14 protein-coding genes are annotated in these 14021 nt (G+C 65.5%); 13 read left to right on the top strand and 1 reads right to left on the bottom strand.

The genetic code is table 11. The features are described 5' to 3' along the window. Positions 1-178 precede the first annotated feature (178 nt). Positions 179-913 carry a tellurite resistance TerB family protein gene (locus ACO77H_RS15980; protein ID WP_432754253.1) on the top strand — a complete coding sequence of 245 codons (735 nt, stop codon included), beginning with the start codon at positions 179-181 and terminating at the stop codon, positions 911-913. A gap of 47 nt (positions 914-960) precedes the next feature. Here the strand turns inward: ACO77H_RS15980 and ACO77H_RS15975 are convergent, their stop codons facing one another. Then, positions 961-2991 carry a PhoX family protein gene (locus ACO77H_RS15975; RefSeq protein WP_169952994.1) on the bottom strand — a complete coding sequence of 677 codons (2031 nt, stop codon included), beginning with the start codon at positions 2989-2991 and terminating at the stop codon, positions 961-963. Positions 2992-3223: 232 nt separating this feature from the next. On the opposite strand from ACO77H_RS15975, the gene ACO77H_RS15970 reads away from it, so the two are divergent. Genes ACO77H_RS15970 through gspN form a run of 12 tightly spaced genes read left to right on the top strand, consistent with a single transcriptional unit; the run spans position 3224 to position 14014 of the window. Then, positions 3224-4876 carry a lipoprotein UxpA gene (locus tag ACO77H_RS15970; protein ID WP_432754252.1) on the top strand — a complete coding sequence of 551 codons (1653 nt, stop codon included), beginning with the start codon at positions 3224-3226 and terminating at the stop codon, positions 4874-4876. Continuing rightward, entirely contained in the window at positions 4849-5292 is a 444-nt protein-coding gene (locus ACO77H_RS15965) for a pilus assembly protein PilZ (protein WP_432754251.1), read from the top strand. Before ACO77H_RS15970 ends, ACO77H_RS15965 begins: the two co-directional genes overlap by 28 nt. Before the next feature lie 7 nt (positions 5293-5299). Continuing rightward, positions 5300-7249 carry a type II secretion system secretin GspD gene (gene gspD, locus ACO77H_RS15960; RefSeq protein WP_432754250.1) on the top strand — a complete coding sequence of 650 codons (1950 nt, stop codon included), beginning with the start codon at positions 5300-5302 and terminating at the stop codon, positions 7247-7249. A 5-nt stretch (positions 7250-7254) separates the two neighbouring features. Then, entirely contained in the window at positions 7255-8703 is a 1449-nt protein-coding gene (locus ACO77H_RS15955) for a GspE/PulE family protein (protein WP_432755764.1), read from the top strand. Continuing rightward, positions 8703-9905: a type II secretion system inner membrane protein GspF gene (gspF, locus tag ACO77H_RS15950; RefSeq protein ID WP_169952997.1), complete on the top strand. Its 1203-nt coding sequence runs from the start codon at positions 8703-8705 to the stop codon at positions 9903-9905. The genes ACO77H_RS15955 and gspF overlap by 1 nt, the downstream gene beginning before the upstream one ends. A gap of 29 nt (positions 9906-9934) precedes the next feature. After that, positions 9935-10393 carry a type II secretion system major pseudopilin GspG gene (gene gspG, locus ACO77H_RS15945; protein WP_371128903.1) on the top strand — a complete coding sequence of 153 codons (459 nt, stop codon included), beginning with the start codon at positions 9935-9937 and terminating at the stop codon, positions 10391-10393. A gap of 2 nt (positions 10394-10395) precedes the next feature. After that, complete coding sequence (gspH, locus tag ACO77H_RS15940; RefSeq protein WP_169952998.1) at positions 10396-10845, top strand: type II secretion system minor pseudopilin GspH; 450 nt, start codon at positions 10396-10398, stop codon at positions 10843-10845. Next, complete coding sequence (locus tag ACO77H_RS15935) at positions 10842-11207, top strand: type II secretion system protein (protein WP_169953000.1); 366 nt, start codon at positions 10842-10844, stop codon at positions 11205-11207. Before gspH ends, ACO77H_RS15935 begins: the two co-directional genes overlap by 4 nt. After that, the gene (locus tag ACO77H_RS15930; RefSeq protein ID WP_169953002.1) at positions 11204-11794 is read left to right on the top strand and encodes a prepilin-type N-terminal cleavage/methylation domain-containing protein; all 591 of its coding nucleotides are present in this window, start codon (positions 11204-11206) and stop codon (positions 11792-11794) included. Before ACO77H_RS15935 ends, ACO77H_RS15930 begins: the two co-directional genes overlap by 4 nt. A gap of 14 nt (positions 11795-11808) precedes the next feature. After that, entirely contained in the window at positions 11809-12918 is a 1110-nt protein-coding gene (locus tag ACO77H_RS15925; RefSeq protein WP_169953003.1) for a GspL/Epsl periplasmic domain-containing protein, read from the top strand. Further along, positions 12915-13346, top strand: coding sequence for a type II secretion system protein GspM (gene gspM / locus ACO77H_RS15920; protein ID WP_432754249.1), 432 nt, complete (start codon positions 12915-12917; stop codon positions 13344-13346). Before ACO77H_RS15925 ends, gspM begins: the two co-directional genes overlap by 4 nt. Continuing rightward, complete coding sequence (gene gspN / locus ACO77H_RS15915; protein WP_432754248.1) at positions 13343-14014, top strand: type II secretion system protein N; 672 nt, start codon at positions 13343-13345, stop codon at positions 14012-14014. The genes gspM and gspN overlap by 4 nt, the downstream gene beginning before the upstream one ends. The last annotated feature ends 7 nt before the right edge of the window (positions 14015-14021 follow it).

Genomic DNA, 14021 nt, shown 5'->3' with positions numbered 1-14021 from the left:
CACCGCAAGCCGTGGCGCGCTGAATCTGAACAATTCTCACGGTTGTGACAGGCCTGCGCCGGGTTTGCGGGGGGGGCAGTCAGCTCGGCAAACCAGCGCCTGCTGGGCGGTCTTGGCGTTATAGGCGCCAGGGACTATTGTTGGTTGTCTGGCGCACAGCCCATAGGAGGGCGATACCATGAACACCAGTGCTCTACTGGAACAACTGCTACGTGCAGGTCAAGCCTCGATGTCCCAGCAAGGCGGTTCGGCGGCACCCCAGGGCGGCGCGGGAGGGCTCGGTGGGTTGGGCGGCCTGCTCGGTGGTTTGCTCCGGGGCGGCGGCTCCGCTCCTTCTGCGTCGGGCGGTGGCGGCCTGGGCGATCTGCTCGGTGGCCTGGGCGGTATGTTGGGCGGGACCCAGGCGGGCGGTTCGAGCCAGACCCGTAGCGGCGGCACCAACTATGCGGCCCTGGCGTCGTTGGGGATGATGGCATTCCAGGCGTATCAAGCCTGGCAACGCCAGCAGGCCTCTGCGCCGCAGCAGGCCTTGCAGACGGTTGATCAACTCTCTGGCGCCGAGGTCGAGGCCCATAGCCATGCGGTACTGCGCGCATTGATCGCGGCGGCCAAGGCGGATGGGCGGATTGATGAGAAGGAAAAGGCGTTGATCTCCCAGGAGATCGGGCGCCACACCGACGATCCGGACTTGCAACAATGGCTCGACGCTCAAGTCGCCAAGCCCTTGGATGCAACCGACTTTGCCGAATATGCCAATGACCCGGCGGTGGCCGCCGAGGTCTACCTGGCCAGTGTGATGCTGGTGGATGACCAGCAGGTCACCGAGCGCAACTACCTCAATGAATTGGCCGATGCCCTGGGTATCAAGCCTGAATTGCAACTGCACCTTGAACAGCAAGCCAAACAGGCCTGATCCACAAAGACAGCGAAGCAGGAGCCTGGCTGGCTCCTGCATGTTGGTCAGATCGCCAATTCCCCCCCATCTGCCCGCTGGATCACCACCGTGGACGCCCGCGCCCGTACTTTGCCGACGGTGACGTCGGTTGCCACGTTAGTGGATGGCCAGTTGCTTGGATGCTGGATGTTGATAAACACCGTCTTGTTGTCCGGCGTGAAGGTCACCCCGGTCACTTCCGAACCATTGGGCCCAACGAAGAAGCGCCGCAGGTCTGCCTGGTTCTGTGCGTTGACCGGCACTTGCTTGCCCTGGGCGTCGACCATATTGGTGGGAATCACCACCAGCATCTGGTCGTTGGTGTAGTCGGTCAGGGTTTTTTCGCCGTTGTCGGTCTGGATCCACATCACGCCACGGCTGTCGAAGGTCATGCCGTCGGGGCTGGCGAACTGGTTCAGTGCGGTCAGGCCCGAGCGGTTGAGGTCCGGAGTGCCGGCAGCGTTGGCGCCAAATACAAAGATGTCCCAGGTGAAGGCCACTTGGTTGTCGGCGTCATGCCAGCGGATGATGTGCCCGTGCTTGTTGTTCACCCGCGGGTTGGCGGCGTTGGCCACGGTACGGCTGGTGTTGTTGGTGAGCGTCAGGTACACGTCGCCATTGAGCGGGTTGACCGAGGTCCATTCCGGACGGTCCATCGGCGTGGCGCCCAGGGCGTCGGCCGCGCCACGGGTGTTGAGGATGATCCCCGGCAGGTCGGTGAACTTCGCGCCCAGGGTACTGCCATCGAGCGTCGGGCTGGCCACGTCGAGCAGCAACCAGTTGCCGCTGCCGTCGGCATTGAAGCGCGCCACGTAGAGTTTGCCGCTGTCCATGTACTTGGCGCCGGTGGCCAGGCGGTCGCTGGGGTTGGCGTCTGCCGGGTCCCACAATGCGGTGGAGACGAATTTGTACAGGTATTCGTTCTGCGAGTCATCGCCGCTATAGAACACCACTGGTTTGCCGGCGGTGGTCAGGCCCGGCCAGCAACCTTCATGGCGGAAACGGCCGAGCGCGGTGCGTTTCACCGCACGGGTCGCGGCGTTGTACGGGTCGATCTCGACGATGTAGCCATAGGTGCTGGCTTCGTTGCGGTAGTCATCGGTGGCCGTGGCGCCGCTTGGGGTGACGTTGAAACGGCTGAACTCGCCGTTCACTTCGCTCGGGTCACCCGCGACGCTTTCCCAGCGATAGTTGCCGTTGCTGGTGCCCACGCCGATGCGCACTTGGTCGGCCGGGCGGTTGCCGCTGCGGTTGACGAAAATCCCTGGCCAGTTTTCTTCGCAAGTCAGGTAGGTGCCCCACGGCGTGTAGCCATTGCCGCAGTTGTTGTTGGTGCCGCGGGTCTGGGTGCCGGTCGGCGAGAACTTGGTCTTGACGTGCTCGGTGCCTTTCATCGGGCCCGCCAGGTCCATCAGCGTGGCCGAGGTGAAGCGACGGTTCAGCGGGTCGTTTTCCATCACCTGCCAGCGGCCGTTGACTTTAGTCACGCGCATCACGCCCGCGCCGTGGGCGTTGATTTCCTTGCGCACTTCTTCCACCGGGCGTACGCCGCCGATCAGGGTCGCGCCGTTGGGGTGCAGTTCGGACTGTTCGATGTATTCGTGGTTGATCGCGATCAGGCCGTCAGTGGAGCTGCCATTGATCGGGAAGAAACGCATGCCATCGTGGTTCATGCCGACCGAGTTGGCCTGGTCGGTCGAGGTATTGGTGCCATCGCTTTTCCACGGTGCCGCATTGCTGTTGAGCGGCGTGCCCCATGGCGCGAGGATGTGCGCGGTGTAGCCGGCGGCCACGGTGCAGCCGTCGGTGCGCGAGCCGGGGATCGAGTTGAAACCCAGCTTCAGCGCAGGTTTGGTGGGCTCGGTCGGGGTGTCGTGGTCAGAGCCACCGCCGCTGTCAAAGCAGCCCGTCAGGCCGGTGCCGGCAATCATGGCGATCGCGGCGCCGAGTCCGCCCCGTACCACACTGCGGCGGCTCAGGTAGGCAGTGAGTACCGATTCCATCGGCTCATTGAGGCTCAGGTTGCGATTCTGGTTGTCGCCAGTCTCTCGACTCATTTCATCAGGTCCTTTGTAGATCACGATTTTTGAAAGGAGCCCGAACTCTAAGAGTCGAATGTGATGATTCGCGGTCGGTTTTGTTAAAAATGTATTTAAGTGTATTTCTTTTATTTCCTTTTGTTACAAGGGTGCATATTTCACTCCTGTTAAAAAACTGACATTAAACCGTCATTAATTGACCCCCACTATGCCGCCCTTAAAGCAGAGTTAGCCCTAGGGTGAGAGAACAATGGCTTCAATGGTGCGGCGCGATGTATTGGGATGGATGACGCTGGGGGCCTGTGCGCCGTGGCTGGCCGGCTGCTCTAGCCGGGGGGCTGCGGCGGGGCCTGCAGACAGCCAGCCGGTCGACCTGCTGTATATCGCCGACACCCTCGATGCACGCCTGCCGGGTCGCCCGGTGGTGCCCGCCACACGCCTGGGGCCGGCAACACGGATCGGCCAGGCGCCGTGGATCACCGGGGCCAATGCGCGTTTTCGCCAGGCTGACGGTAGCCAGTTGGATGGCCTGCTGGATGCCTCCTTAAGTGACGGTGTGCAAACCGGTGGCTACGCGGTACTCGGTGCCGTGTTGCAACGCCTGCGTGATGAGGCAGGGCCTGAGAATAGCCTGACCCTGGAAAACGGCCAGTGCTGGAACGGCAGCGGCCTGGCGTACCTGACCCGTGGCCTGTCCGGGGTCCAGGGCAGCCAATTGCTCGGCAGTGAAGTGCGGGTCAGCAGCGATGAACGCGTGCTGTGGCCCGAACAATGCCAGGGCCTGTACCAGCAATTCGGCCACCCGGTACTCGGCGCCGGGCTGGCCAGCGCCAGTGCGCAACGCCTGGCCACCCCAGGCATGCAGGTGTTCCGCCGGGGCGGCGTGCGCATCGCCGTAGTCGGCATCACCGACCCTTATGCGCGGGACCAGCAAGCCTCCTTGAAACAGTGGTTGCACAGCCTGCAACCGGTGCTTGCCCAGGCCCGTGAAGAAGCCGACCTGGTGGTGGCCCTGGCCGATGTCGGCACCGGGCCGGGGTTCTGGCTGGCCGAGCGCCTGGGCCAGGTGGACTTGATGTTGTGCGCCCGTGGCCAGGACCTGTGGCCGCAGCCGGTAGAAATCCTGCAAAGCTCCGGCAAGCGCGTACCGGTGGTGCTGGGCGGGACCCGGGCCAGCGGCGCCTTCCGCATCCGCTGCCAGGCGCAGGCGGGGCAATGGCGCTTCGATGCGCGCTTCTTTCCCGCCCAGGCCAGCGCGTTGGACGCTACCGCCCAGGCCCACGCCCAGCGCCTGCAACCACGCTTGCAACAACAGCGCGCCGCCCACGCCGCCTGGCTCGACCAACCCCTGGCCAAGGCCCCGGAAAACCTCTGGCGCCGCGATGTGCGCGCCGGCAGTTGGGATCGCCTGTTGCACCAGGCCCTGGCCCGCGAGCCCAAGAGCGCGGTGCTGCTGCCAGGCCTGCGCTACGACAGCCCCCTGGCCCGCGGCCAGATGATTACCCGCGAACACCTGATCAGCCTGAGTGCCAGTTACCCAGCGCCGGTCGTGGATGTCCCGGCGCAGCAGGTGCGCCAGGTCCTGGAAAACGGCGCCGAGCAACTGTTTGGCGAGCCACTGCTGCTGGATAACAGCCAGGACCTGCCGCGCTGGCTCGGCCAGCCCTGGCAGGTCACCTATAGCCCTGGCGGCAAGCGGGTCAGTGAGTTTGCCGAACCGCTCGGCACCTGCCGCACCTTTGGCCTGGGCTTTGCCGCCGATGCCGGGCAACCGCTGTGGCAACACCTCGAAGGCTGGTTGCGCGAGCAGCCGGCGGACTGGCAACTGGCGCCGTTGCAACTGCCAGATGTGCGCTATGTGCAGGGGCATCCGGGATGGCATCCACGGAGCCTGGTCAGTTGAGCCGTGGGGGCAACCTGTTGCTGGCAACACTGCTGGCCTGGCTCGCAGCGCAATGTGTGTTGCAACTGTGGCACGGCATCGCCCAGCCGGTCGTGCCTTACGCGCCAGCGGCGCCGGTTGCCGACTTGTTGAGCAGCCACTGGACACCGCGCCAGGCACCCAGCGACGACCTGCCGTTGACCACGCTCAAGGTTGATTACCTGGGCAGCCTCAAGGCCACGCCGTTGCGTGCCACGGTCCTGGTGCTGCGCTATCAGCAACAAGAACGCACGCTGACCCTGGGTCAGCGCCTGGCCCCGGGCATCGTCTTGCAGGACATCGATGAACGCGGGCTGATTTTCGACAATCAAGGGCAGCGCGAGCGCTTGCCATGGCCGAATGAGCGACCGGTGATCGGCCTCAAGCGCAAGGAATGAACCGACGATGCACATGATCAATAAATGCCTGGGCCTGAGCGCACTGTGCCTGGCCTTGAGCGTGACCCCGGCCCACGCCGAAGAAGCGCCGGCCTTGTATGAAGTGAACTTCATCGACACCGAACTCACCGACTTCATCGACAGCGTATCGCGCATCACCAACACCACCTTCATCATCGACCCACGGGTCAAGGGCAAGGTCACGGTGCGCAGCCTGGATATGCTCGGCAGCGAGGCCATCTACGACATCTTCCTCGCCCAGTTGCGCGCCCAGGGTTTTGCTGCGGTCAACCTGCCCAATGGCAGCGTGAAGATCGTGCCGGACCAGGCCGCGCGCCTGGAGCCGGTACCGGTGGAGTCTGCGCGCCAGGCCGTGCAAGCCAACGATGGCATGGCCACCCGGGTATTCAGCGTGCGCAACGCCGCCAGTGAACAGATGCTCAATATCCTCAAGCCGCTGATTGACCCTCGGGTGGGAGTGATCAGCCCGTACCCGTCGGCCAACCTGTTGGTGATCACCGACTGGCGCAGCAACCTCGACCGTATCGACGCGCTGTTGCAGCAACTCGACCAGGTCAGCCAGGAACCCCTGGAAGTGCTGCCCCTGGTCAACGCCAGCGCCAACGACACCGCGCAATTGATGACCCGCCTGCTGGCGCGCGAGCAGGGCGCCGATGGCGCGCAGGTGGTTGCCGACCCGCGCAGCAATGCGTTGCTGGTGCGCGGCAGTGCCGACAGCCGCCAACGGGTGCGTGCGCTGCTCAAGCAATTGGATCAGCCGCAGACTGCCTTGCGTCCATCGAACACCGTGGTGATGTACCTGCGTCATGCCAATGCCGCCGAAGTGGTCAAGGTGTTGCGCGGCTTGAGCCAGCACACCCCTGGCGCCGGAGGCGAGGGGGTGCCCACGGAAGGCGCGCCCAAGCAGATGGCGGTCAGCGCCTCGGGGATTCGCATGGAGTCTGAGGAGGGCACCAACGCCGTGGTGATGGTCGGCCCGGACAGCGAAATCGCCGCCTACCGCACCATCGTCGAACAACTGGATATCCGCCGCGCCCAAGTGGTGGTGGAAGCAATCATCGCCGAAGTCTCCGACACCCGCGCCCAGGAGCTGGGCGTGCAATGGCTGTTTTTGGGCGACTCCTTTGGCGGCGGCGCGGTGAACTTCACCAACGGCGGGACGAGCATCGCCGGCCTGGCGGGCGCCGCTGCCAGCGGCGACACCGCAGGCCTGGGCAAGCTGTTGGCCAATGTGCCCGGCGCCACCGCAGGCTTTGGCAAGCTCAACGGCGGCGGGCTGAACTTCCTCGCACTGCTCAATGCGCTGAAGAGCGAAAGTGGCTTCAACCTGCTCTCGACCCCGACCCTGCTGACTCTGGACAACGCCGAAGCATCGATCCTGGTCGGCCAGGAAGTACCGTTTGTGACGGGCTCGGTAACGCAGAACAACACCAACCCCTACCAGACCATCGAGCGCAAGGAAGTGGGGATCAAGCTGCGGATCAAGCCGCAGATCAATATCGACAACACCGTGCGCCTGGACATTGTGCAAGAGGTCTCGTCGATTGCCGACAGCACCGGCGCCAGCGATGTGATCACCAACAAGCGCGAGATCAAGACCAAGGTCATGGTCGAAGACAACGGCCTGGTGGTGCTCGGCGGGCTGATCGGCGACGAGGCCAAGAACAGTGACCAGCGTGTGCCGTGGCTCGGCGATATCCCTGGGGTCGGGCGGCTGTTTCGCTCCAACGCCAGCCAGCGCACCAAGCAGAACCTGATGGTGTTCATCCGCCCGCGGATCATGCGCGACGGCGAGACCCTGGCCCAATTGAGCAGCGAGAAATACCGCAACCTCAAGGCCAACTCGAACCTGGCATTGCCCGCGATCTCCGATAACAACGCCTTGCTGCGCCTGTTCCCGGCCAGCCGCGAGCGCCTCGACGAGGGCGTGTGGTGAGTACGTTGTTGCCCTATCGACTGGCGCGCCAGGCGGGCCTGGCGCGGGCTCCGGGTGCGCAGGGCTGGACCCTGTGCCTGCGCGAGGATGTCGACACCGACGCCTTGCAGGAAGTATTGCGCGTGCATGGCCTGCCGACGCTGGTCGAGCACCTCGACCCGGCGCAATACGAACTGCGCCTGGGGGCCTTGTACCAGGCCGGCGAGTCGGCCACGGCGGCGTTGATCGAGGGCATCGGCGAGCAGGTCGATCTCGATAGCCTGATCAACGAACTGCCACGGATCGAAGACCTGTTGGAGAGTGACAACGAAGCGCCGGTGATCCGCCTGATCAACGGCCTGTTCGCCGAAGGCCTGCGCTTGCGCGCCTCGGATATCCATATCGAGACCTTCGAGCAGAGCCTGGTGGTGCGCCTGCGGGTGGACGGCCATCTGCGCGAAATCCTGCGCCCGCCACGGGCCTTGTCGGCCATGTTGGTGTCGCGGATCAAGGTCATGGCGCGCCTGGATATCGCTGAGAAGCGCCAGCCCCAGGACGGGCGCATCACCTTGCGCTCCGGCGGGCGCGAGGTGGATATCCGGGTCTCGACCTTGCCTGGCATCCACGGCGAGCGCGTGGTAATGCGCGTACTGGACAAACAGGCCAACCTGCTGGACCTGAACAACCTGGGCATGCCCGCTGCCGTCGAGCAGGCCCTGCGCGCCTGCCTGTCGCGGCCCAACGGGATCTTGCTGAGCACCGGGCCCACCGGCTCGGGCAAGACCACCACGCTGTATGCCAGCCTCAATGCGCTGAACGACGGCTCGTGCAACATCCTCACCGTCGAAGACCCGGTGGAATACGCGATTACCGGCATCGGCCAGACCGCGATCAACCCGCGCGCCGGCATGACTTTCGCCAGCGGCCTGCGGGCGATCCTGCGCCAGGACCCGGACGTGATCATGCTCGGCGAAATCCGTGACCAGGAGACCGCACAGATCGCCGTGCAGGCCAGCCTTACCGGGCACCTGGTGCTGTCGACGCTGCACACTAACAGCGCGGTGGGCGCGGTCACCCGGCTGCGCGACATGGGCATCGAACCGTTCCTGATCGCCTCCAGCCTCAAGGGCGTGATGGCCCAGCGTCTGGTGCGGCGCCTGTGCCATTGCGCAACGCCGGCGCCGTTGCAGGCCGCCGAGCGCCAGTTGTGGCCGGAGCTGGCGACGCTGGATCAGAGCTTTCACCCCCAGGGCTGCGACGACTGCCAGGGCAGTGGCTACCACGGGCGGATCGGCCTCTATGAATTCATCACCCTGGATGCCGGCTTGATCAGCCTGCTGTACGACGGCGCCAGCGAAGCGGCCATGCACGAATACCTCGCCGACAAGCGCCAGAGCCTGACCGCCATGGCCACCGAATGCCTGCGCCGTGGCGAAACCAGCCTGGAGCAGGTCCTGCGTGCGGCGCGCGACTGATGCCGACCTACCGTTACCAGGCGCTGGACCTGCGCGGCAATCGCCGCAAAGCCAGCATCCAGGCAGAAAGCGAGCGCCATGCCCGGCAACTGCTGCGCGAGCAGGGCCTGTTTGCCCGTGAGTTGCAGGTGCAGGGCGCAAGCCTGTCGAGCCCGCGCGGGCAACGCTTGAACCATGGACAGCTGTGCGAGTTGACCCGCCAGTTGGCCACGCTGTTGAGCGCTGGTATCCCCTTGGTGGATGCCTTGGCCACCCTGGAACGCCAGTTGGCGGAACCGGCGATTCGCAACCTGCTGGTGGCGGTGCGCGGTGCCCTGGGCGAAGGCTTGAGCCTGGCCCAGAGCCTGCGCCGCCAGGGTGGGCAGTTCAATACGCTGTATTGCGCACTGGTCGAGGCCGGCGAGCGCTCGGGCAAATTGGCGCCGGTGCTGGAGCGGTTGGCCGAGCACCTGGAACAGGTGCAGAAACAACGGCACAAGGCGCGCACGGCGTTGATCTACCCGGCGGTGTTGATCCTGGTGTCGCTGGCGGTGGTGATCGGCCTGATGACTTTTGTGGTGCCCAAGCTCACCGAGCAGTTCAGCCACACAGGGCAAAGCCTGCCGCTGATTACCCGGGTGCTGATCGGCGCCAGCGAGGGCCTGGTGATGCTCGGCCCGTGGTTGCTGGGGCTGGGCTTGCTGCTGGCGCTGGGCGCGCGGGTGTTGCTGCGCCAGGCGGTATGGCGTTTGCGTCGCGACAGCCTGGCGTTGCGCTTGCCACGCATTGGTGTGCTGCTGTCGGTGCTGGAAAGCGCGCGGGTCTCGCGCAGCCTGGCGATTCTGCTCGGCAGTGGCGTGCCGTTGCTCGAGTCCCTGGAGGTGGCCACCGCTACGGTCGGCAACCGGCAGATCCACCAGTCCCTGGTAGCGGTGCGTGAACAGGTCGAAGGCGGTGTGACCCTGTACCGCGCCCTCAGTGCCAGTGGGCATTTCCCGCCGATGCTACTGAACATGGTCGCCAGCGGCGAGGCCAGCGGCACCTTGCCCGACATGCTGGAGCGCGTCGCCGACAACCAGGAGCGTGGGTTTGCGCGCCAGGTCGACCTGCTGCTGGCGTTATTCGAACCCCTGATGATTCTGCTGATGGGCGCGGTGGTGCTGTTCATCGTGCTGGCGGTGCTGTTGCCGATCATGCAGCTCAATCAGGGCCTGAGCCTTTGAACAGACAACCTGAAAACGGAGAACATGAAATGGAAAAGCACGCCATGCCTGGCAATCGTGCGGTCAAGCGTCGCGAACGCGGCTTCACCCTGATGGAAATCATGGTGGTGATTTTTATCATCGGCCTGCTGATCGCGGTGGTCGCCCCCAGCGTGCTTGGCAGCCAGGACAAAGCCATGCGCCAGAAGGCCCTGGCCGACCTGGCGACCCTGGAGCAGGCACTGGACATGTACCGCCTCGACAACCTGCGGTTCCCCACCTCCGAGCAGGGTTTGCAGGCGCTGGTCAGCAAGCCGAGCCTGGAGCCCTTGCCGCGCAGTTGGCGTGCCGACGGCTACATCCGCCGCCTGCCCGAGGACCCATGGGGCAATGCCTATGGCTACCGCACGCCTGGGCAGCATGGGCGGGTGGATCTGTTCTCACTGGGAGCCGACGGCCAGCAAGGCGGCGAAGGCACCGATGCCGATATCGGTAACTGGGACCTCTAGGCATGCAGCGCAGTCGCGGGTTTTCGCTCCTGGAAATGCTGGTGGTGTTGTTGATCGTCGGCTTGTTCAGTGCCCTGGGGGTGGCCTATCTGGATGCCGGCCAGGCGCCGATGCGCCAGGCCCTGGCTCAACTGGCCAGCGAAGCGCGCAGCCAGGCCGCCCAGGCCCGGCATGCCGGGCAGTTGCTGGGCTTGCGCTGGAACGGTCGCAGCCCGGAGTTCGTGCGCTGGCAGGCCGGGCGCGCAGCGCCTGGGTGGCAGGTCCAAGCGTCGCGCGGCGCACCCTGGCCAGCCGGCTTGCAACCTGACTGGCCGGTGAGCCGCGAGCCCCAGGTGATGTTCACCCCGTCGGGGCTGGCCCGCCCGGTATCACTGACCTGGCGCTGGGCCGAGGGCCGCGAGCGCTGGCAATGGCAAGCGGACAACACCTTGCATATCGCGACCCTGCCATGAAGCGCCAGCGTGGTTTTACCTTGCTTGAAGTCATGGTCGCCCTGGGGATTGCCGCGTTGATGGCGGTGATGGTCAGCCAGCTGTTGCGCCAGCGCATCGCTACCCACCAGGCCGTGGCGCAACATCGCCTCGGCAGTTTGTGCGCACGGGAGCTGGAAACGCGGTTTGGCGTGGAGCAGTACTGGCCGCAGATCAATGCAGTGAGCGGCGAGTTGCGCCAGGGGAATGCCACCTGTCATTGGCAACTGACCCTGGGCAATACCGGGGTCAATCGCTTGCGCCGGGGTGAGTTGAGCTTATTTGCCGATCCCCAGCAGCGTCAGCCCCTGGGTCAGTTCAGCCTGTTCCTGGTGCGTCCATGAAGGCGGCGCAGCGCGGCTTGACCCTCATCGAGCTATTGGTGGCGATGGCCCTCACGGCGGTGGTCGGGGTGTTGCTGGCGGCCTTGGTCAATGGCTGGGTCAAAGTGCGTGAGCGTCTGGAGGAGCCGGGCAGCGAACCTCAGGTATTGGAGTTCTGCATGGCCCTGGAGCGCCGCTTCGACGCCTTGGTGTTGCGCCAGTTGTACGAGCAGCGCTTGCCCCTGGACCTGGCCTGGCTGGAGTGGCAGCCGAGCCTTGGGCAACTGCAGTGGGTGGCCCTGGGCGCCTGGCCGCCGGCCGAGGGCGCGTCGCGCGTGCAACGCCAGCGCCTGCTGTTCGATGCGCGCCAGCAGCGCTTGAACCTGCTGGTCTCGGCCGACCTGTACGCCGCCGACAAGCCGCGCTGGGAACTCAAGGCGTCATTGGCGCCGGTCGAGCGCGCCACATTCAGTTTTTACCAGGGCACGCGCTGGCTGGCCTTTCCTTCTACTGTTGCCGCCCAGCCCAATCGCGGCGTGCGGATCGAGTTCGAGCACCATGGAGCCCCTTATGTCTGTACTTTCGCCTTGCCCGATACCCAGCCATGAGCCGGAGCGCAGGCATGTTTGAGCGTCTGCGGGCCAAGCCACGGGAATGGTTGCTGGTGCGCCCGCCGGCCACCGCCGAGGGCCGTTGGCAGTGGTTGCACTACAGCGCGCAACAGGCTTGCGCAAGCGGCACCTGGCCGCCACCGTCCGCACTGCTGCAACTGCCGGGCGCCTTGATTATTCCAGCGCTCGATTGCAGCCATTTCTGCCTGCCGGCGCCGCCGGGGCTCAAGCGTCACGAATGGCCGCAATTGTTTGAAGAATATGCGCAGCAGCCCGCCGAAGCGTTGCTGGTCAGTTGCCTGTCCCGCGAGGCCGGGCAGTTGGAGTTGTTGGTGATGCATCGCGAGCAGGTCCAGCAATGGCTGGCCGAGTGTGCTGCGCTTGGGCTGCACATCACCCATGGCTGGGCGGATTTGCAGTTGTTGCCGCCAGCAGAGCCAGGGCAGGTAGTGGAGTGGCGGCGCGAATCGGTGCGCTACCTCAAGGCGCATTCCCGGCAATGGTTGGTGTGGCCGCCGGTATTGGGTGAGCGCCTGCCCCAGGCCTGGCGCGACCTGCCTGGCGAGACCCAAGAGGGCGACTGGCCGTCACGCCTGGCGCGCCTGGAGCAGTTGCCCAGTGTGCTGGAAGGCACGCGGGGGCCGCGCACACGGGTGACTCGAGCGCCACTGATGAGCGGCGTACAGCGCCGCTTGCTGCTGGCTTGCGTGGCGCTGGCGGCGTGTTGGGGCGCGGTGTATCTGGTGCAGAGCCTGCGCCAGGTCGACGTTTGGAAAGCCCAGGTCCGGGCGCTGGCCGGGCCTGCCAACAACCCGCAACAGGCGCGCGTGGCGCTGGCGCGGGTGCAGGGCGAGGCGAGCGACTGGCAGGTGCGCCAGCAACAGATCGTCGCCCTGGAGCAGGCGCTCTCCGGCTGGCTGCAACAGCAGCCAGGCTGGTCGGTGTCGCGCATCGAGTTTGACGGCAGCCGTTGGCGCCTGGCCTTGCGCGGCAATGGCCCCCGGCCGCTGCCCGGCGAATGGCAGGCCATGGCCCAGGCTGCCGGCGCGCAATGGACTGACGAGGCGCAAAGTGTCGCCGGTCAATTGCACCTGAGTTTTGATCTGGGAGAACAACCATGAAAGCCCGGATGCTGGAGTACCTGGCCCACTTCAACCAACTGCCGCCCAAGCGCCGCTATGGCCTGTTGGCTGGCTGGTCGACCGTCGTGCTGTTGCTGCTGGTGCTGTTGACCCGGCCGCTGCTGGCGGCCTGGCAGGATGCACGCCAGTGGCAGGCGTTGGCGCAACAGGCCGGCGCACTGGTACCGCCGGCGGCGTTTTCCAACGAACAGTGGCAGGCCCTGGCGGTGTCGCGCCAATGGGTGCTGACCCGCGTTGAACAGCAAGGCGATCGCTGGCAATTGCAAGGCGAGCTGCCGGGGCCCCAGGCCCTGCAACTGCTGCTGCGGACGGTGCAGGAGCAGGGTGGGCGACCCGTGCAGTGGCGCCTGGAGCAGGGTGGCGGCAAGGGCTATGCCTTCAGCCTGGAAGTGGCGGCGCGGCCATGAGTCGCGCGGTGATCCTGTGGGCGATTGTGGTGTTCAGCCTGACCGTGCTGCTGGCGCTGCCGGCCGCCTTCGTTGCCCGCCAGCTGCCCTGGCCGACCGGCTGGCAGCCCAGCGGCGTCGTGGGCAGCCTGTGGACTGGCCGCGCAGCGCGCGTCGGTGCCCTGGCGCCGGTGGACTGGAAGATCCGTCCGTGGGCGGCGCAGGTGAACCTGGGCTTTGCGCAACGCATCTGGGAGCTGTCGATCCATGGCTGGCCGTGGAACTGGCAGGCGCAACTGGCCCCGCGTGCGGTCAGCGCCTTGCCGGCACCGATGTTCGTGCTGGACGGGCGTTGGGACGGGCGATTGCAGGTCAATGGCGCGGGCATGAGTTGCCTTCAGACCGAAGGCGAATTGCTGGGGCACGACCTGGCGCTGTTGAGCCCGTGGCTGGTCAAGCTGGGCAATACCCGGATCGAGTTGCAGTGCCGGGATGGCCTGCGATTGCTGGCGGACCTGCAATTGGCGGCCGAGCACCATTTCAAGATCCAAGTCGACTCCCAGCGCGTGCAGGTGGACGGGCAGATTGAACCGGGGGCCGCCGTGACCCCGTTGCTGGTGCAGGCGCGGTGGCTGCAACCGGCGGCGCAAAGCTTCAGCAAGGTGCTGGGTAAACCGTTAGTCCAGTAGGCGCCGT

This window comes from Pseudomonas sp. WMBT8, assembly GCF_050916005.1.
GTDB lineage: Bacteria > Pseudomonadota > Gammaproteobacteria > Pseudomonadales > Pseudomonadaceae > Aquipseudomonas.
This window is presented reverse-complemented; position numbering and strand designations above follow the sequence as displayed.

What these genes read in the sequence shown, in the direction of transcription:
- gspM (WP_432754249.1), top strand. Translation starts at nt 12,915, where the DNA reads ATGAAAGCCCGGATGCTGGAGTACCTGGCCCACTTCAACCAACTGCCG.
- gspF (WP_169952997.1), top strand. Translation starts at nt 8,703, where the DNA reads ATGCCGACCTACCGTTACCAGGCGCTGGACCTGCGCGGCAATCGCCGC.
- ACO77H_RS15925 (WP_169953003.1), top strand. Translation starts at nt 11,809, where the DNA reads ATGTTTGAGCGTCTGCGGGCCAAGCCACGGGAATGGTTGCTGGTGCGC.
- ACO77H_RS15980 (WP_432754253.1), top strand. Translation starts at nt 179, where the DNA reads ATGAACACCAGTGCTCTACTGGAACAACTGCTACGTGCAGGTCAAGCC.
- gspH (WP_169952998.1), top strand. Translation starts at nt 10,396, where the DNA reads ATGCAGCGCAGTCGCGGGTTTTCGCTCCTGGAAATGCTGGTGGTGTTG.
- ACO77H_RS15930 (WP_169953002.1), top strand. Translation starts at nt 11,204, where the DNA reads ATGAAGGCGGCGCAGCGCGGCTTGACCCTCATCGAGCTATTGGTGGCG.
- ACO77H_RS15970 (WP_432754252.1), top strand. Translation starts at nt 3,224, where the DNA reads ATGGCTTCAATGGTGCGGCGCGATGTATTGGGATGGATGACGCTGGGG.
- gspN (WP_432754248.1), top strand. Translation starts at nt 13,343, where the DNA reads ATGAGTCGCGCGGTGATCCTGTGGGCGATTGTGGTGTTCAGCCTGACC.
- gspG (WP_371128903.1), top strand. Translation starts at nt 9,935, where the DNA reads ATGGAAAAGCACGCCATGCCTGGCAATCGTGCGGTCAAGCGTCGCGAA.
- ACO77H_RS15965 (WP_432754251.1), top strand. Translation starts at nt 4,849, where the DNA reads ATGGCATCCACGGAGCCTGGTCAGTTGAGCCGTGGGGGCAACCTGTTG.
- ACO77H_RS15935 (WP_169953000.1), top strand. Translation starts at nt 10,842, where the DNA reads ATGAAGCGCCAGCGTGGTTTTACCTTGCTTGAAGTCATGGTCGCCCTG.
- ACO77H_RS15975 (WP_169952994.1), bottom strand. Translation starts at nt 2,991, where the DNA reads ATGAGTCGAGAGACTGGCGACAACCAGAATCGCAACCTGAGCCTCAAT.
- gspD (WP_432754250.1), top strand. Translation starts at nt 5,300, where the DNA reads ATGCACATGATCAATAAATGCCTGGGCCTGAGCGCACTGTGCCTGGCC.